The organism is Pseudomonas delhiensis, assembly GCF_900187975.1.
GTDB lineage: Bacteria > Pseudomonadota > Gammaproteobacteria > Pseudomonadales > Pseudomonadaceae > Pseudomonas > Pseudomonas delhiensis.
Map to the genome: position 1 here is coordinate 18,710 of NZ_FZPC01000029.1, position 16,560 is coordinate 35,269.

At 69.3% G+C, this 16,560-nt stretch carries 14 protein-coding genes; 6 read left to right on the forward strand and 8 right to left on the reverse strand.

Annotated features, from left to right (window positions below; all coding sequences use genetic code 11):
• Positions 1-41 precede the first annotated feature (41 nt).
• Positions 42-1,403: a CYTH domain-containing protein gene (locus tag CHC02_RS23680; protein WP_089393855.1), complete on the reverse strand. Its 1,362-nt coding sequence runs from the start codon at positions 1,401-1,403 to the stop codon at positions 42-44.
• A gap of 197 nt (positions 1,404-1,600) precedes the next feature.
• On the opposite strand from CHC02_RS23680, the gene argE reads away from it, so the two are divergent.
• Both argE and argA read left to right on the forward strand, forming a co-directional pair.
• The gene (argE, locus tag CHC02_RS23685) at positions 1,601-2,740 is read left to right on the forward strand and encodes an acetylornithine deacetylase (protein ID WP_089393856.1); all 1,140 of its coding nucleotides are present in this window, start codon (positions 1,601-1,603) and stop codon (positions 2,738-2,740) included.
• Between the two features lie 120 nt (positions 2,741-2,860).
• Positions 2,861-4,159: an amino-acid N-acetyltransferase gene (gene argA, locus CHC02_RS23690; RefSeq protein ID WP_089393857.1), complete on the forward strand. Its 1,299-nt coding sequence runs from the start codon at positions 2,861-2,863 to the stop codon at positions 4,157-4,159.
• Between the two features lie 148 nt (positions 4,160-4,307).
• Here argA and gshA read toward each other — a convergent pair whose 3' ends face one another.
• The 3 genes from gshA to CHC02_RS23705 form a co-directional block, all read right to left on the reverse strand.
• Complete coding sequence (gshA, locus tag CHC02_RS23695; RefSeq protein ID WP_089393858.1) at positions 4,308-5,891, reverse strand: glutamate--cysteine ligase; 1,584 nt, start codon at positions 5,889-5,891, stop codon at positions 4,308-4,310.
• A gap of 163 nt (positions 5,892-6,054) precedes the next feature.
• Positions 6,055-6,444 (reverse strand): PaaI family thioesterase, encoded by a 390-nt coding sequence (locus CHC02_RS23700; protein ID WP_089393859.1) that lies wholly within the window; start codon positions 6,442-6,444, stop codon positions 6,055-6,057.
• 9 nt (positions 6,445-6,453) lie between these two features.
• Positions 6,454-8,790 carry a Tex family protein gene (locus tag CHC02_RS23705; RefSeq protein ID WP_089393860.1) on the reverse strand — a complete coding sequence of 779 codons (2,337 nt, stop codon included), beginning with the start codon at positions 8,788-8,790 and terminating at the stop codon, positions 6,454-6,456.
• A 234-nt stretch (positions 8,791-9,024) separates the two neighbouring features.
• Between CHC02_RS23705 and ompR the strand changes: the two genes are divergently transcribed.
• Both ompR and CHC02_RS23715 read left to right on the forward strand, forming a co-directional pair.
• On the forward strand, positions 9,025-9,765 hold the full coding sequence (gene ompR, locus CHC02_RS23710) for an osmolarity response regulator transcription factor OmpR (RefSeq protein ID WP_089393861.1): 741 nt from the start codon (positions 9,025-9,027) through the stop codon (positions 9,763-9,765).
• A gap of 96 nt (positions 9,766-9,861) precedes the next feature.
• Positions 9,862-11,181 (forward strand): ATP-binding protein, encoded by a 1,320-nt coding sequence (locus CHC02_RS23715; protein ID WP_074978160.1) that lies wholly within the window; start codon positions 9,862-9,864, stop codon positions 11,179-11,181.
• 310 nt (positions 11,182-11,491) lie between these two features.
• On the opposite strand, the gene CHC02_RS23720 is transcribed toward CHC02_RS23715, so the two are convergent.
• From CHC02_RS23720 to rimB, 3 genes are all read right to left on the reverse strand, one after another.
• Positions 11,492-12,418, reverse strand: a complete 927-nt coding sequence (locus CHC02_RS23720; RefSeq protein WP_089393862.1) for a S66 peptidase family protein — start codon at positions 12,416-12,418, stop codon at positions 11,492-11,494.
• 284 nt (positions 12,419-12,702) lie between these two features.
• Entirely contained in the window at positions 12,703-13,608 is a 906-nt protein-coding gene (gene rimK / locus CHC02_RS23725; RefSeq protein ID WP_089393863.1) for a 30S ribosomal protein S6--L-glutamate ligase, read from the reverse strand.
• The gene (rimB, locus tag CHC02_RS23730; protein ID WP_089393864.1) at positions 13,605-14,081 is read right to left on the reverse strand and encodes a retropepsin-like aspartic endopeptidase RimB; all 477 of its coding nucleotides are present in this window, start codon (positions 14,079-14,081) and stop codon (positions 13,605-13,607) included. The genes rimK and rimB overlap by 4 nt, the downstream gene beginning before the upstream one ends.
• Before the next feature lie 118 nt (positions 14,082-14,199).
• Between rimB and CHC02_RS23735 the strand changes: the two genes are divergently transcribed.
• Positions 14,200-14,595: an RNA-binding S4 domain-containing protein gene (locus CHC02_RS23735; protein WP_089393865.1), complete on the forward strand. Its 396-nt coding sequence runs from the start codon at positions 14,200-14,202 to the stop codon at positions 14,593-14,595.
• 34 nt (positions 14,596-14,629) lie between these two features.
• On the opposite strand, the gene CHC02_RS23740 is transcribed toward CHC02_RS23735, so the two are convergent.
• Positions 14,630-15,430 (reverse strand): phosphatase PAP2 family protein, encoded by an 801-nt coding sequence (locus CHC02_RS23740; RefSeq protein ID WP_089393866.1) that lies wholly within the window; start codon positions 15,428-15,430, stop codon positions 14,630-14,632.
• 108 nt (positions 15,431-15,538) lie between these two features.
• Between CHC02_RS23740 and hslO the strand changes: the two genes are divergently transcribed.
• On the forward strand, positions 15,539-16,432 hold the full coding sequence (hslO, locus tag CHC02_RS23745; RefSeq protein ID WP_089393867.1) for an Hsp33 family molecular chaperone HslO: 894 nt from the start codon (positions 15,539-15,541) through the stop codon (positions 16,430-16,432).
• The last annotated feature ends 128 nt before the right edge of the window (positions 16,433-16,560 follow it).

Genomic DNA, 16,560 nt, shown 5'->3' on the forward strand with positions numbered 1-16,560 from the left:
TGCAAGCGCATAGGCGCGAACTCTCGCCTGCCGCCTGCAGCTTATTTCAAAATCGCCTTCCAGGGCTTGAGGGTCAGCACAGTATGGGCCTGGGCCGCCAGGGCATCCAGGCCCGCGCTGTCGCGCTGGTGTAGGACCAGTTCCAGCTTGGCCAGTTCACCGTACAGGCGGTCGGCCTCGGGCAGGTCGAGCACGCCGCGGGCCAGGCGCAGCCAGACCAGCAGGCGCTGCAGGCGCGGCAGCTGCTCGACCAGCAATTCCGGCTGCTGCTGGGCGCGGGCCAGGGGCAGGCCCTCGGCTTCCTCGGCGAGCAGGCGCGGCAGCCACTTGCCCAGGGCAGCGGCGCCCTGGCGGTTGCCGCGCTCGTTGCGGCCTTCCTGCCAGGCGCGGGCCAGCAGCCAGCGCGAGGCCTGCAGCGAGAACAGGCCCCAGCGGACCTGGCCGAGTTCGGCGCGGAAGGCTTCCGGCGCCTGCTGGCGCACCGCTTCGTCGGCCTCGCCCTGTTCCAGGCGCGGGCGCCAGTCGCCGATCAGCGCGTCCAGCGCGGCGCGCAGTTCGCGGCTGCTGGCGCGCGGCGCGGTCTGGCCGAGGCTGCCGAGCAGGGCGCGCAGGTCCACCAGTTGCTGCAGCCATTCCTGCAGCAGGCGCCAGTGGCCGTTGAAGCGGTATTGCTCGGCCAGGCGCTGGCTGCTGCCCAGCAGCCCCCAGGCGATGGCGGCGAAGGCGCCGTCCAGCGGGGTTTCCGCCAGCAGTTTCTGGGTGTCCGGGTGCACCGTGTAGCTGGCCGGGTCGAACAGCCGGTAGCCGCGCTCGGCCTTGCTGATGTCGCAGGGCATCAGCGGCAGGTCGGCGGCAAGCTCCGCGGCCAGTTCCAGCAATGCCGCGGGCTCGCCCTGGCGCAGTTCCAGCTCCAGCTCGCAGATTTCCTCTTCCTGCTCCCCGGCCACCACCTTGCCCAGGTCCAGGGCGGCCTCGATCACCACCCGGGTCTTGCCGCGGCCCCAGGCGATCTCGGCGCGCTGGCGGGTGAAGTCGGTGCTGAAGATCGGCGCCAGCTGCGCCTTGTCTAGGTCGGCCAGGGCCGCCGGCCAGCAGCTGTCGTCGAGCTTGCCCAGGTCCAGCTCGGGCTTGTCCAGGTACCAGTCCCATTCGTTGCGCTCGGACAGCCCGGCGACGCTGTGGCCGCGGCTCTTCAGCGTCTGGATGAACTGCTCGCCGTCGCGGCGCAGGCGCAGCGCGACCTTGGCCCGGGCCAGGTCGCGGCCGGGGGTATCGTAGTACTGGTTGTACAGCTCGCTCTGCTGCCAGCCGGACTTGTTGCGCTTCTTCAGCAGCGGGTGGTCGCGCAGCGCCTCGAGGGTCTCGCGGCTGGCGCGCAGCTTGATTTCGGTTTCTTTCTGCATGGCGGAGTCCGGGTCGGGAGCGCGCTGCGCTCCGGGAGGAAAAGGGTGGACGGGCGCGCCGGAGCGGGCGCCGGAGCGTTCGTCGAAGCCCGTTAGTGTACAGGACAGCACCGCGTCGGCGCTGTTCCGGCGAAGGTTGGCGGTTCAACTGGCGGCCATCCTGGGCCATGATGGGCACAATGCTTCCGGAGACGCCCATGCCCTTGCCGAGCCTGAAAGACCGTTTCGCCCAGTTGCTCGCCCTGCCGTCGGTGAGCTGTACCCAGGCCGCCCTGGACCAGTCCAACCGCCCGGTGGTGGAGCTGCTGGCCACCTGGCTGGGCGACCTCGGCTTCGCCTGCGAACTGCAGGAGATCGCCCCGGGCAAGTTCAACCTGCTGGCGAGCCTGGGCAGCGGCCCCGGCGGCCTGGTGCTGGCCGGGCACACCGACACCGTGCCCTACGACGCGTCGCTGTGGAAAAGCGACCCGCTGCGCCTGGACGAGCGCGACGGCCGCTGGTACGGCCTGGGCAGCTGCGACATGAAGGGCTTCTTCGCCATCGCCATCGAGGCGCTGCTGCCGCTGCTGGAGAAGCCCCTGCGCCAGCCGTTGCTGATCCTCGCCACCTGCGACGAGGAAAGCTCCATGGCCGGCGCCCGCGCCCTGGCCGAGGCCGGCCGGCCGCTGGGGCGCGCCGCGGTGATCGGCGAGCCCACCGGGCTGCGGCCGATCCGCCTGCACAAGGGGGTGATGATGGAGCGCATCGACATCCTCGGGCAGAGCGGCCATTCCTCCGACCCCAGCCTCGGCCATAGCGCCCTGGAGGCCATGCACGCGGCCATCGGCGAGCTGCTGGCGCTGCGCGCGCAGTGGCAGAAGGAGTTCAACAACCCGCAGTTCGGCGTACCCCAGCCGACGCTGAACCTGGGCTGCATCCACGGCGGCGACAACCCCAACCGCATCTGCGGCCAGTGCGCCCTGGAGTTCGACCTGCGACCGCTGCCGGGCATGGACCCGCAGGCCCTGCGCCGGGCCATCGGCGAGCGCCTGCAGCCGGTGGCCGAGCGCTTTGCGGTGCGCCTGGACTACCAGCCGCTGTTCCCCGCCGTGCCGCCCTTCGAGCAGGCCGCGGACAGCGAGCTGGTGCGCCTGGCCGAGCGCCTGAGCGGGCATTCGGCGGAAGCGGTAGCCTTTGGCACCGAAGCACCGTATCTTCAGCAGCTCGGTTGCGAGACCCTGGTCCTGGGCCCCGGCGACATCGCCTGCGCCCACCAGCCGGACGAACACCTGGAACTCGCTCGCATCCCGCCGACCGTGGAACTGCTGCGCGGCTTGATCCAGCATTACTGCCTGTAACCGCCCTGAAGAGGAGAACCCCGTCGATGTGCATGCGACGACGATAACCGCCGCTCCCGCCGCTTGCCGGCCAACCGCACTCGACAACCCTTCATCGCCCGCTCACAGGCCACCTGGACAATGCAAGACTACGTCACCTGGTTACGTCACGCTTCTCCCTACATCAACGCCCACCGGGACTGCACCTTCGTGGTCATGCTGCCCGGCGAGGGCGTGGAAGACCCGAACTTCGGCAACATCGTCCACGACCTGGTGCTGCTGCACAGCCTGGGCGTGCGCCTGGTGCTGGTGCACGGCTCGCGCCCGCAGATCGAGGCGCGCCTGGCCGCGCGCGGGCTGGCGCCGCGTTTCCACCGCGACCTGCGGGTGACCGACGCGCCCACCCTGGAATGCGTGATCGACGCCGTGGGCAGCCTGCGCATCGCCATCGAGGCGCGGCTGTCCATGGACATGGCCGCCTCGCCCATGCAGGGCGCGCGCCTGCGCGTGGCCGCGGGCAACCTGGTCACGGCGCGGCCGATCGGCGTGGTCGAGGGCATCGACTACCACCACACCGGCGAGGTGCGGCGCATCGACCGCAAGGGCATCGGCCGCCTGCTCGACGAGCGCTCCATCGTGCTGCTCTCGCCCCTGGGCTATTCGCCCACCGGGGAAATCTTCAACCTCGCCTGCGAGGACGTGGCCATGCGCGCGGCCATCGAGCTGGACGCCGACAAGCTGATCCTGTTCGGCGGCGAGCGCGGCCTGCTCGACGAGGACGGCAAGCTGGTCCGTGAGCTGCGCCCGCAACAGGTGCCGGCGCACCTGCAGCGCCTGGGCAACAGCTACCAGGCGGAACTGCTCGACGCCGCCGCCCAGGCCTGCCGCGCCGGGGTGCGGCGCAGCCACATCGTCAGTTTCACCGAGGACGGCGCGCTGCTCAGCGAGCTGTTCACCCGCGCCGGCAACGGCACCCTGGTGGCCCAGGAGCAGTTCGAGCAGCTGCGCGAGGCGGGCATCGAGGACGTCGGCGGCCTGCTGGAGCTGATCCGCCCGCTGGAAGAGCAGGGCATCCTGGTGCGCCGTTCGCGCGAGGTGCTGGAGCGCGAGATCGAGCAGTTCAGCATCGTCGAGCGCGAGGGCCTGATCATCGCCTGCGCGGCGCTGTACCCCATCGCCGATTCCGACGCGGCCGAGCTGGCGTGCCTGGCGGTCAACCCGGAATACCGCCACGGCGGGCGCGGCGACCAGTTGCTGGAGCGCATCGAGAAGCGCGCCCGGGCCCTGGGCGTGAAGACCCTCTACGTGCTCACCACCCGCACCGCCCACTGGTTCCGCGAGCGCGGCTTCCAGCCCAGCAGCGTCGACCGCCTGCCGGCGGCGCGGGCCTCGCTGTACAACTACCAGCGCAATTCGCAGGTGTTCGAGAAGAGCCTTTGATTCGGCGCAATTCCGTAGGGCGAATAACCGTTCGCGGTTATCCGCCGATGCGCCGAGGCCACAGCCAGCGACCAGGTCAACCCTGGAGCCGTCGGGGGTCAAGGCCAAACGGCGCATAACGCCTTAGGCGTTATGCGCCCTACGGGGCTTAAACGCCGATCACCCCGAGGATGCTCGCCTGGTAGGCCGCCACGAAGGTGTCGAAATCCCCTTCCGGCTGGCGTTCCAGTTCTTCCTGTTCGGCCAGCGAGGTCCTGGCCATGGCCTCGAAGGCTTCCTGCTCCGCCGCCGGCAGCGGCCGGGCGAGGGTTTCGGCGTGTTCGCGGCTCTTGCGCAGGGCGAAGGCGGTGAAGCTCTCGCCGCGCTCGCGCATTTCCGCCAGGACCTGGGCGGATGGCGTGCGCTCCGGATCGGCGACCTTCTCGCGCTGCTGCATCAGGCTCCGGGCATGGGCGTCGCCGCCGCCGGCGCGGTCGAGCAGCTCGGCGATGGGCGCGATGCGCTCCAGCAGCTCGCTGGCCCAGGCCTGCAGCGGCACGGCCTGCCCGCCGCGCTGCAGGTGCAGGCCCGGGCGGCGGCCTTCCTTGACCACCTTGAGGAAGTTGCTGGTGGCAGCGCCGCACTCGCCGTCGGCCAGCAGCGGGCTGTCCTGCAGCGCGCAGTAGAGCAGGAAGGCGTCGAGGAAGCGGCCCTCGGCGGCGTCGATGCCCAGCGGCAGGAAGGGGTTGATGTCCAGGCAGCGCGCCTCGACGTACTGCACGCCGCGGGACTCCAGGGCCTGGATCGGCCGTTCGCCGCTGTAGGTCACGCGTTTCGGGCGGATGCTGGAGTAGTACTCGTTCTCGATCTGCAGGATGTTGGTGTTCAGCTGCACCCACTCGCCGTCCTGCTTGGTGCCGATCTTCTGGTAGGGCGCGTAGGGCGTGCCCACCGCGCTGCGCAGGCTCTCGACGTAGCTGTCGAGGTCGTTGTAGCAGGGCGTCAGGCCGGCCTGGGCGTTGTTCTGGTAGCCCAGGTCGCTCATCCGCAGGCTGGTGGCCCAGGGCAGGTACAGGGTGTGCTCGTCGAACGGCTGCAACTGGTGCGGGCGGCCGCGCAGGAAGCCGGCGTCCAGCGCCGGCGAGGCGCCGAACAGGTACATCAGCAGCCAGCTGTAGCGGCGGAAGTTGCGGATCAGGGCGATGTAGTGCGCCGACTGGAAGTCGCGCAGCGCCATGCCGCCGTCCTCGTGGCGCTGCAGCAGCTGCCAGAGGCCCTCGGGCAGGGAGAAGTTGTAGTGGATGCCGGCGATGCACTGCATGGTCTTGCCGTAGCGCAGCGCCAGGCCCTTGCGGTAGACGTACTTGAGGCGGCCGATGTTGGAGCTGCCGTAGCGCGCGATCGGGATGCTCTCCTCGTCGGGCAGCTCGCAGGGCATCGACGGGCTCCACAGCAGCTCGCCGCCAAGGCGCTGGCTGGCGAAGCGGTGGATGCTCTCCAGGGACGCCAGGGTCTGCTCGACGCCGGTGCTGGTGGGGGTGATGAACTCCAGCAGCGCCTCGGAATAGTCGGTGGTGATCTGCGGGTTGGTCAGGGCCGAGCCCAGGGCGCGCGGGTGCGGGGTCAGGGCCAGCCGGCCGTCGGCGTCGACCCGCAGGCACTCGCGCTCGATGCCGTGCAGACACTGGCTGAGCAGGGGCAGGTTGGCAGCGTCGCCGAGCAGCGCCAGGCGGCGGGAGAGTAGGTCGCTCAATTTGATGTCCTTCACGCGGCAGTCGCCCCACTATGGGGGTGGACCGGGCGGTCTACAAGGGGGAGGGCGGCCGGCGTTGTCGCCTGGCGGGCTGCGACCGGCCGGAGCCCGCGCGCGGCGCGGGTTCCGGTGGTCAGGATAGTGCAGGAAAGGGGGCCCGGGCTTACAGCTGGGCGAAGGTGCCTTGTCCCTTGGCGACCAGCTTGTCGCCCTGGAGCACGTCGGCCTCCACCACCAGCGAGCGGCGCCCGGCGTGCAGGACCCTGGCCACGCAGCGCACCTCGCCTTCGGCGACGGCGCGTATGTAGTTGATCTTGCATTCCAGGGTGACGCTCTGGCGGTCGAAGCCATGGGCGCTGGAGCAGGCCAGGCCCATGGTCACGTCCATCAGCGAGAAGATCGCCCCGCCGTGCATCACGTTGCCGCGGTTGCGCAGGTGCTCGGCCATCTTCAGGCTCACTTCGGCCTCGCCGTCGCCCAGGCGCACCGGCTCCAGGCCGATGTTCTCGCTGAAGGCGCTGATCATCCGGTCGCGGCCGGGCATCTCGCTCATGGGCTTTCCTTACTTCTTCTTCAGTTGCTTGGCGTTGGCGAACAGGGCGGCCATGGCGTTGTTCGCCGGGGCCTTCTCCTGCTGCCGCGGGGCGCTGCGCTCGCCACGCTGGCCGCCGTTGCCGCGGTTGCCGCCGCGCGGGCCCTCGACCTTCTCGCCGGGGGTGTCGCCCATGCGCATGGACAGGCCGACGCGGTTGCGCGGGATGTCCACTTCCATGACCTTGACCTTGACGATGTCACCGGCCTTGACCACTTCGTACGGGTCCTTGACGAACTTCTCCGACAGCGCCGAGATGTGCACCAGGCCGTCCTGGTGCACGCCGATGTCGACGAAGGCGCCGAAGTTGGTGACGTTGGTCACCACGCCTTCGAGCACCATGCCCGGCTTGAGGTCCTTGAGGCTCTCGACGCCGTCCTGGAACTCGGCGGTCTTGAACTCCGGGCGCGGGTCGCGGCCGGGCTTGTCGAGTTCCTTGAGGATGTCGGTGACGGTGGGCAGGCCGAACTGCTCGTCGGTGAACTTCTTCGGGTCCAGGCGCTTGAGGAAGGCCGAGTCGCCGATCAGCGAGCGGATGTCGCGGCCGGTGTCGGCGGCGATGCGCTGCACCAGCGGGTAGGTCTCCGGGTGCACCGCCGAGGCGTCCAGCGGGTTGTCGCCGTTCATCACGCGGAGGAAGCCGGCGGCCTGCTCGAAGGTCTTCTCGCCCAGGCGGCTGACCTTCTTCAGTTCCTCGCGGGACTTGAAGGCGCCGTTGGCGTCGCGGTGCGCCACGATGTTCTGCGCCAGGGTGCCGTTCAGGCCGGAGATGCGCGCCAGCAGGGCGGCGGAGGCGGTGTTGACGTCCACGCCCACGGCGTTCACGCAGTCTTCCACCACCGCGTCCAGGCTGCGCGCCAGTTGCAGCTGGGACACGTCGTGCTGGTACTGGCCGACGCCGATGGACTTGGGCTCGATCTTCACCAGCTCGGCCAGCGGGTCCTGCAGGCGGCGGGCGATGGAGACGGCGCCGCGCAGCGACACGTCGAGGTCGGGGAATTCCCGGGCGGCCAGCTCGGAGGCCGAGTACACCGAGGCGCCGGCCTCGCTGACCATGATCTTGGTGCACTTGAGCGCCGGGTATTTCCTGATCAGCTCGGCGGCCAGCTTGTCGGTCTCGCGGCTGGCGGTGCCGTTGCCGATGGCGATCAGCTCCACCTGGTGCTTGGCGCAGAGCGCGGCGAGCACGGCGATGGTCTGGTCCCACTGGTTCTTCGGCGCGTGGGGGTAGACGGTGGCGGTGTCCAGCAGCTTGCCGGTGGCGTCGACCACGGCCACCTTGACGCCGGTGCGCAGGCCCGGGTCCAGGCCCAGGGTGGCGCGCGGGCCGGCCGGGGCGGCCAGCAGCAGGTCGTGCAGGTTGCGGGCGAAGACATTGATGGCTTCAAGGTCGGCGCCTTCGCGCAGCTCGCCCAGCAGGTCGGTCTCCAGGTGGGTGTAGAGCTTGACCTTCCAGGTCCAGCGCACCACCTCGGCCAGCCACTTGTCGGCGGCGCGGCCCTGGTTGGAGATGCCGAAGCGCTCGGCGATCATCACCTCGCACGGGTGGCTGGTGCCCGGCAGCTCCTCGCCGACCTTCAGCGCCACGCTCAGCACGCCTTCGTTGCGCCCGCGGAAGATCGCCAGGGCGCGGTGCGAGGGCGCGCCCTTGAAGGGCTCGTCGTGCTCGAAGTAGTCGCTGAACTTGGCGCCCTCGGTCTCCTTGCCCGGCACCAGGCGGGCGGTGAGGGTGGCGTTGTCCTTGAGGAACACGCGCAGGCGGTCGAGCAGGGTGGCGTCCTCGGCGAAGCGCTCCATGAGGATGTACTTGGCGCCTTCGAGCACGGCCTTGGTGTCGGCGAAGCCCTTCTCGGCGTCGACGAAGCGCGCGGCTTCGGTTTCCGGGGCCAGGCCCGGGTCGGCGAACAGCGCGTCGGCCAGCTCGCCCAGGCCGGCTTCCAGGGCGATCTGGCCCTTGGTGCGGCGCTTCTGCTTGTACGGCAGGTAGAGGTCTTCCAGGCGCGTCTTGGTGTCGGCCAGCTTGATCTCGCGGGCCAGCTCGGGGGTCAGCTTGCCCTGCTCCTCGATGCTGGCGAGGATGCTGGCGCGGCGCTCGTCCAGCTCGCGCAGGTAGCGCAGGCGCTCTTCCAGCAGGCGCAACTGGGTGTCGTCGAGGCTGCCGGTCACTTCTTTGCGGTAACGGGCGATGAAGGGGACAGTGCTGCCTTCGTCCAGCAGGGCCACGGCGGCGGCCACCTGCTGCGGTTGAACACGGCCGGAGGGCAGTGCGGAGAGCTCTTCGGCGATACGGGTGTTGATGCTGTCCATGAATCCACCTGGTGAAACCAACGAGAATACGGGGTGTGGCGCTAGCGCCGGCCGGCTCGCTCGGGCGTCCGGCAGGCGTCTATGACAACGCCCCGCCGCAAAAGCGCCGCATTATACCCAGGCTAAATTGAGCGGGAGGGCGGTCGGTCGGGGAAAAATCTGCTAACAATGGACAATCCGTGGCCAACCGAGGCTGGGCGATAATTGCCGGCCTGACCCGAACCTGGAGTTTCTATGTCGAACCCGTCCACCCTGCCCGAAGGTGAAAAGATCCTCATCGTCGACGACGACGCCCGCCTGCGCCGCCTGCTGGAGCGCTTCCTCGACGAACAGGGCTACCGCGTGCGCGCCGTGGAGAACACCGAGCAGATGGACCGCCTGCTGGCCCGCGAGCTGTTCCAGCTGGTGGTGCTGGACCTGATGATGCCCGGCGAGGATGGCCTGTCGGCGTGCAAGCGCCTGCGCGAGGCGAACAACCAGATCCCGATCATCATGCTCACCGCCAAGGGTGACGAGTCCAGCCGCATCCAGGGTCTGGAACTGGGCGCCGACGACTACCTGGCCAAGCCGTTCAACCCGCGCGAGCTGCTGGCGCGGATCAAGGCCGTGCTGCGCCGCCAGGCGCCGCTGGTGCCGGGTGCCCCGGCCGGCGAGGACGAGGTGGTCACCTTCGGCGACTACGAGCTGTACCTGGCCACCCGCGAGCTGAAGAAGAACGGCGGCGAGGTGCACATGCTCACCACCGGCGAGTTCGCCGTGCTCAAGGCGCTGGTGCAGCACGCCCGCGAGCCGCTGACCCGCGACAAGCTGATGAACCTGGCCCGCGGTCGCGAGTGGGACGCCCTGGAGCGCTCCATCGACGTGCAGATCTCGCGCCTGCGCCGGCTGATCGAGCCCGACCCGTCCAAGCCGCGCTACATCCAGACGGTGTGGGGCGTGGGCTACGTGTTCGTGCCAGATGGAGCCAAGCGTTAAGCTGCAAGCGATAAGCCTCAAGCTGCAGGTGCCGCCCAGGTTGGGCAGCGCTTCTCGCTTGAAGCTTGTGGCTTGAAGCTTGCTGCTGCATAAAGCATGAAAACCCCGCCCTGGTTCCCGCAAAGCTTCTTCGCCCGCACCCTCTGGCTGGTGCTCATCGTCGTGCTCTTCTCCAAGGCGCTGACGCTGGTGTACCTGCTGATGAACGAGGACATGCTGGTCGACCGCCAGTACAGCCACGGCGCGGCGCTGACCGTGCGCGCCTACTGGGCCGCCGACGAGCGCTCGCGCGAGGCCATCGCCAGGTCCGCCGGGCTGGCCTGGGTGCCCCACGAGAACGGCCAGCCGGAAGAGCAGCACTGGCCCTACAGCGGCATCTTCCAGCGGCAGATGCGCACCGAGCTGGGCCCGGACACCGAGACCCGCCTGCGCATCCACCACCCGTCGATGCTCTGGGTGCACGCGCCCAACCTGGGCGACGGCTGGCTGGGTGTGCCGCTGTACCCGCACCCGCTGCGCGGCCAGCAGATCTGGAGCGTGCTGGGCTGGTTCCTCGGCATCGGCCTGCTGTCCACGGCGGCGGCCTGGATTTTCGTGCGCCTGCTCGGCCAGCCGCTCAAGCGCCTGGTGGTGGCCTCGCGGGAGTTCGGCAAGGGTCGCAGCGTGCGCCTGCCGCTGGGGCAGGACACCCCCAGCGAGATGGCCGAGGTGTATCGCGCCTTCAACCAGATGGCCGACGACGTCGAGCAGGCCGCGCGCGAGCGCGAGCTGATGCTGGCCGGGGTGTCCCACGACCTGCGCACGCCGCTGACGCGCCTGCGCCTGTCGCTGGAGCTGATGCCCGAGACCGAGCGCGAGATGGTCGAGGACATGGTGCGCGACATCGAGGACATGGACCAGATCCTCGACCAGTTCCTCGCCTTCATCCGCGACGGCCGCGACGAGCCGGTGGAGGCGGGCGACCTCAACGAGCTGACCCGCGAAGTGGTGGCGCCCTACAACCAGGGCGAGGAGCACGTGCGCCTGAGCCTGCAGCCGCTGCCGCCGTTCCCGCTGCGGCGGGTGTCGATGAAGCGCCTGCTGGGCAACCTGATCGGCAACGCCCTCAACCACGGCGGCGGCAACGTCGAGGTGGCCAGCCACCTGGCCGGCGGCGACGGCGCGCCCTACGTGGTGCTGAGCGTGCTGGACCGCGGCGCCGGTATCGACCCGCAGGAACTGGACAGCATCTTCAACCCCTTCATCCGCGGCGACAAGGCGCGCGGCGGCAAGGGCACCGGCCTGGGCCTGGCCATCGTCAAGCGCATCGCCGCGCAGCACGGCGGCAGCGTGGAACTGCGCAACCGCGAGGGTGGCGGGGTGGAGGCACGGGTGTGCCTGCCTCTGGGGCTGATGCTGCCGCGCGGGGCCTCCTGAGCCGCGGTATCCCCGGCGGGTGTAGGAGCGGGCCCTGCCCGCGATTCGCGCGCAGGGCGCGCTCCTACAGGGGGCGCTACGTAGGGCGGATAACGCGCCAGCGTTATCCGCCGTTGGGGCTAGTCCGTGCCGAGAGAGGGGGTGGTTTTAGTCGGTAATCTCTGTGCTGGCCGGCTAACGCCGAAATATCAGAGCGCTCCGAACGGTCCCCTCTCCCTTCAGGGAGAGGGTTAGGGAGAGGGCGCTCTAGAATTCAGCACCAGAGTCTCGAGCAAGCACCGTCCGCGATCTGTTGAGCCTGACGCAGGCTCTACCACTCCAACCCCTTCACCCCCAACCGCCCCACCTTCCCATAAGGCCAGGCCCTATTCTGCGCCCCATGCCCGCTCGGCAGCCCGTGGTACAGCGGCACCCCCAGCGGCTTCAGGTACTCCACGAAAATCTCTTCCAGGCTGTGCGCCACGTTCTTGCGCGGGCAGTCGGTGAAGGTGCCCAGCACCACCGCGCCCAGGCTTGCCGCGTCGATGCTGTTGAGCAGTTGCCAGAGGCTGCGCTCCAGGCGGTAGTAGGGCTCGCCCACGTCCTCCAGCACCAGGATGGCGCCGGCCGGGGCGTGCAGCGCGGCGACGGTGCCGGCGGTGCTGGCCAGGGCGGTGAGGTTGCCGCCGATCAGCTCGCCTTCGACGGTTTTCTTCGGGCCGCCCAGGTGGGCGCAGGGCAGGTGGTCGTCCTCGCCGGCCAGCAGGCGGCTGACCGAGGCCAGCGAGGCCAGGCGCTCGCGCTGTTCGCTGGGGGCGCTCAGCGGCTGCAGGCCGAGGGCGCTGGCCACCGGGCCGTGGATCGCCGGCAGGCCGTGGCGGTGGAAGGCGCTGAGCAGGATGGAGATGTCGGAGAAGCCGATCAGCGGCCGCGGCGAGGCCGCCCTCAGCCGCGCCCAGTCCAGCCCGGGCACCAGCTGCGCGCAGCCGTAGCCGCCGCGCAGGCACCAGACGGCGCTGACGTCTGGCAGCTCGAAGGCGCGGTGGAAGTCCTCCAGGCGCTGCTCAAGGGTGCCGGCCAGGTAGCGGTAGCGGGCTTCGGCGTGCTCGCCCAGGTGGTAGTCGATGCCCAGCACCTCCAGCTGGCGCAGGGTGGCCTCGAAGACCTCCTCGGCGATGGAGGATGCCGGGGCGACCAGGGCGACGCGGCCTTCGAAGGGGGACCAGGTCAGGTCGGAGGGGCGGGGGGATCTGGGCATAAACGAAATCCGGGACGGCGTGACGAACGACATTGTAGGAGCGAGCTTGCTCGCGAATGGAGTTTCCCGGTCACAGCGGTGAATGAGGTCACCTCCGTACCCTCTCCCCAGCCCTCTCCCTGAAGGGAGAGGGGGCCGTTCGGAGTGGCCTGGAAGGCTGGCACCATCCTCAAACCCCGTCATTCACGCGAACGCGGGACGCGGCTCCATCGCGAACAACGCTTGTGCTGGCCCGAAGGGGAATAACCCAGAAAACGGCGTAGGTGGTGAGGTGGCCGCCCGGCTCACCCCTTGCCCTTGGTCCGCACCATATGCGGCCCGGCATTCTTCTCCAGGTACTCGATGATCACCCCGGCGATGTCCTTGCCGGTGGTGGTCTCGATGCCTTCCAGGCCCGGCGAGGAGTTCACCTCCATCACCAGCGCGCCGTGGTGCGAGCGCAGGATGTCGACGCCGGCCACCTTCAGGCCCATGATCCGCGCCGCGCGGATCGCCGTCATGCGTTCCTCGGGGGTGATCTTGATCAGGCTGGCGCTGCCGCCGCGGTGCAGGTTGGAGCGGAACTCGCCGGGGGCGGCCTGGCGCTTCATCGAGGCGATCACCTTGTCGCCCACCACGAAGCAGCGGATGTCGGCGCCGCCGGCTTCCTTTATGTATTCCTGCACCATGATGTTGTGCTTGAGCCCCATGAAGGCTTCCAGCACCGATTCGGCCGCCTTCTGCGTCTCGGCCAGCACCACGCCGACGCCCTGAGTGCCCTCCAGCAGCTTGATCACCAGGGGCGCGCCGCCGACCATCTGGATCAGGTCCGGCACGTCGTCCGGGGAGTGGGCGAAGCCGGTTATCGGCAGGCCGATGCCCTTGCGCGAGAGCAGCTGCAGCGAGCGCAGCTTGTCGCGGGAGCGGGCGATGGCCACCGACTCGTTGAGCGGGAACACGCCCATCATCTCGAACTGGCGCAGCACCGCGCAGCCGTAGAAGGTGACCGAGGCGCCGATGCGCGGGATCACCGCGTCGAAGCCTTCCAGCGGCTGGCCGCGGTAGTGGATCTGCGGCTTGTGGCTGGCGATGTTCATGTAGGCACGCAGGGTGTCTATCACCACCATCTCATGCCCGCGTTGTTGCCCGGCCTCCACCAGCCGACGGGTGGAATACAGGCGCGGATTGCGCGACAGCACGGCGATTTTCATTGGGCACCTGAAAGGGCGGGGGTAACCATGATGAGGGGTTTGTCCTGGACGTAGGTCAGCGCCGGGTTGACCACCAGCTGGCCCTGGACCAGCGCCTTGGAGCCCAGCAGCACGCGGTAGCGCATGGTCTTGCGGCAGGCCAGGGTGAATTCCACCGGCCAGGCGCGGTCGCCCAGGGCCAGGGTGGTGCGGATCACGTAGCGGGTCTGGGCCTGGCCGTTGGAGCTGCGGATGGTCTTCATCGTCACCAGCGGCGCTTCGCAACGGTGGCGGCGCTGCACCTGGGTGCCCAGGTGGGCGGTGAAGCGCACCCAGTCGCGGCCGTCACGGTGGAAGGTGACGATGTCGCTGGCGTGCAGGCTGGAGGTGCTGGCGCCGGTGTCGATCTTCGCGCGCAGGCCGACGATGCCCAGGTCGGGAAGGCCGATCCATTCGCGCAGGCCGATCACTGACAGGTGGTCGAAGGTCTTCAAAAGGAGCCGTCCCAGGGTTTTGCGGCATTCTAGCAGGGCCATCGGCGCCCGCCAGGGGCCTGCCGGGAACGCCGGGCCGAGGGTAGACTGGCCAGGTTGCAGACGTGTGGATGAGGCCGTGAGCGAGAAAGACGACGACAGGGTACGACTGGACAAGTGGCTGTGGGCGGCGCGCTTCTACAAGACCCGCGGCCTGGCCAAGGCGGCCATCGAGGGCGGCAAGGTGCATTGCCGGGGCGAGCGCTGCAAGCCGAGCAAGGAGCCGAAGGTCGGCGAGGAGTACGTGCTGCGCACGGGGTTCGACGAGCGCACGGTGGTGGTCAAGGCGCTGTCGGGCGTGCGCCGTGGCGCGCCGGACGCCCAGCTGCTCTACGAGGAAACCGCCGAGAGCCTGAAGCGCCGCGAGGACGCCGCGGCCCTGCGCAAGGCCGGCGCTCTGGGCGTGCAGACCGACGGCCGGCCGAGCAAGAAGCAGCGCCGCCAGTTGCTGCACTTCCTCGACGACCAGGAATAGCCGCATCCCCCGCGGTGCGGGGGGCAGGGGCGCCTCAGGCGGCGATCACGCTCAGGCGGTTGAGCAGCGGCACCTTCGCCAGTTGCGCGAACAGCGGCTCGGTCAGGCGCACCAGGGCGGCGCTGGCCCAGGCGGCGAAGGGGGTGAAGCAGCTCCAGGCCAGGGCCAGCAGGGCCATCTGCACGCCGCCTATATAGTCGTCCTGGCCCCAGTGGGCGCCGGCCACCAGGCGCGGCAGCATGAACAGCAGGGCCAGGGCCCAGACCACCAGCCACTGCACGGCGTTGCGGGCGAACAGGCTGAGGAACAGCGCCCACACCAGCAGCACCGAGGCGTGGTCGCCGGGGAAGCTGCGCGCCGACTCGTCCTTCACCTCGAAGAGGGTGTCCTGCCAGCTGCGGAAGAAGTCTTCCAGGCGCACGGCGTCGGGGGCGATGGCGGAAATGCTGGCGTGCTGCCAGCCCAGGTGGTGGGCGATCTTGGCATAGAGGGTGCGGACGATCATCAGCACCACCAGGGTCACCACCAGGCCGAAGGTCGCGGCGCGCACCTGGGTGGCCTTGAAGATCCAGTCGCCGCGGATCAGCAGCAGGAGCAGGATGAGCGCCACCAGTGCGTCGAACGGTCGCGTGCTGGCCACCGCCCAGGTATTGCGCCAGGTCTCGTTGGTCGCCAGGGGCGCGTTGAGGGCGTGGAACAGGCTGAAGTCGAAGAAGTCGATGGCGGCGCGGGTCGGCGTCCATAGCCAGAGCAGCAGCAGGGCCAGGGCCAGCAGGTGGCAGGCGATGAACGGGCGCCACGACCAGGTGGCTTGGAACGGCGAAGCTTTCTCCATAGAATCGATTCCCCCTTACTGAACCGGGCGGCTGTCGCGAAGCGCGCTTTATAGGCCTTTGCCATCAGCTTGTCATGTATTTGTGCCTCAGCCAGCGTTGTGCCCAGCATGTCCCAGATCGACCAAAGTCAGCGTTTCCTCTTCGACAACACCGACGTTCGCGGTGAAATGGTGGCGCTCGAACGCAGTTTCGCCGAAGTGCTGGCCAAGCACCCCTACCCGCAGCCGGTGGCCCAGCTGCTGGGCGAGATGCTCGCCGCCGCGGCGCTGCTGTGCGGCACCCTGAAGTTCGACGGCCTGCTGGTGCTGCAGGCGCGCTCCAGCGGCGCCGTGCCGCTGCTCATGGTGGAGTGCTCCAGCGAGCGCGAGGTGCGTGGCCTGGCCCGCTACGACGCCGAGGCCATCCGCGACAGCGCCGGCCTGCTCGACCTGATGCCCGATGGCGTGCTGACCATGACCGTGGACCCGAAGAACGGCCAGCGCTACCAGGGCATAGTGCCGCTGGAGGGCGCCTGCCTGGCGGACTGCCTGTCGTCCTACTTCGCCACCTCCGAGCAACTGCCCACGCGCTTCTGGCTGGGCGCCGACGGCCGCCACGCCCGCGGCCTGCTGCTGCAGCAGCTGCCCGCCGACCGCCTGAAGGACGCCGAGGATCGCGAGGCCAGTTGGCAGCACCTGACCACCCTGGCCGACACCCTCAACGCCGAGGAGCTGCTGGGCCTGGACAACGAGACGCTGCTGCACCGCCTGTACCACGAGGAAGCGGTGCGCCTGTTCGAGCCGCAGCCGCTGGTGTTCCGCTGCAGCTGCTCGCGGGAGCGCTCGGCCAACGCCCTGGTCAGCCTCGGCAAGGAAGACGCCGAGCGCCTGCTGGGCGAGCTGGGCGGCGAGATCACCGTCGACTGCCAGTTCTGCAACCAGCGCTACGCCTTCGACGGCAGCGACATCGCCCAGCTGTTCGCCGGCGGCGGCAGCGCGGCGCCGTCACAGACCCGCCATTGATCGGCGCTATCGGGGCGATAGCCGAACCATTGACGCCCTCGCCGGATCAGAGGCTGCACGAGAACCGTTCTTTTCTGGCATAATCCCGCGACTTTTTTCCGCTGTAGTGGAAATTAGAAGTCACTACG

Excerpts from the sequence above, each read along its gene's own strand:
- CHC02_RS23680 (WP_089393855.1), bottom strand. The coding sequence starts at position 1,403 with ATGCAGAAAGAAACCGAAATCAAGCTGCGCGCCAGCCGCGAGACCCTC.
- argE (WP_089393856.1), top strand. The coding sequence starts at position 1,601 with ATGCCCTTGCCGAGCCTGAAAGACCGTTTCGCCCAGTTGCTCGCCCTG.
- argA (WP_089393857.1), top strand. The coding sequence starts at position 2,861 with ATGCAAGACTACGTCACCTGGTTACGTCACGCTTCTCCCTACATCAAC.
- CHC02_RS23700 (WP_089393859.1), bottom strand. The coding sequence starts at position 6,444 with ATGAGCGAGATGCCCGGCCGCGACCGGATGATCAGCGCCTTCAGCGAG.
- CHC02_RS23705 (WP_089393860.1), bottom strand. The coding sequence starts at position 8,790 with ATGGACAGCATCAACACCCGTATCGCCGAAGAGCTCTCCGCACTGCCC.
- ompR (WP_089393861.1), top strand. The coding sequence starts at position 9,025 with ATGTCGAACCCGTCCACCCTGCCCGAAGGTGAAAAGATCCTCATCGTC.
- CHC02_RS23715 (WP_074978160.1), top strand. The coding sequence starts at position 9,862 with ATGAAAACCCCGCCCTGGTTCCCGCAAAGCTTCTTCGCCCGCACCCTC.
- CHC02_RS23720 (WP_089393862.1), bottom strand. The coding sequence starts at position 12,418 with ATGCCCAGATCCCCCCGCCCCTCCGACCTGACCTGGTCCCCCTTCGAA.
- rimK (WP_089393863.1), bottom strand. The coding sequence starts at position 13,608 with ATGAAAATCGCCGTGCTGTCGCGCAATCCGCGCCTGTATTCCACCCGT.
- CHC02_RS23740 (WP_089393866.1), bottom strand. The coding sequence starts at position 15,430 with ATGGAGAAAGCTTCGCCGTTCCAAGCCACCTGGTCGTGGCGCCCGTTC.
- hslO (WP_089393867.1), top strand. The coding sequence starts at position 15,539 with ATGTCCCAGATCGACCAAAGTCAGCGTTTCCTCTTCGACAACACCGAC.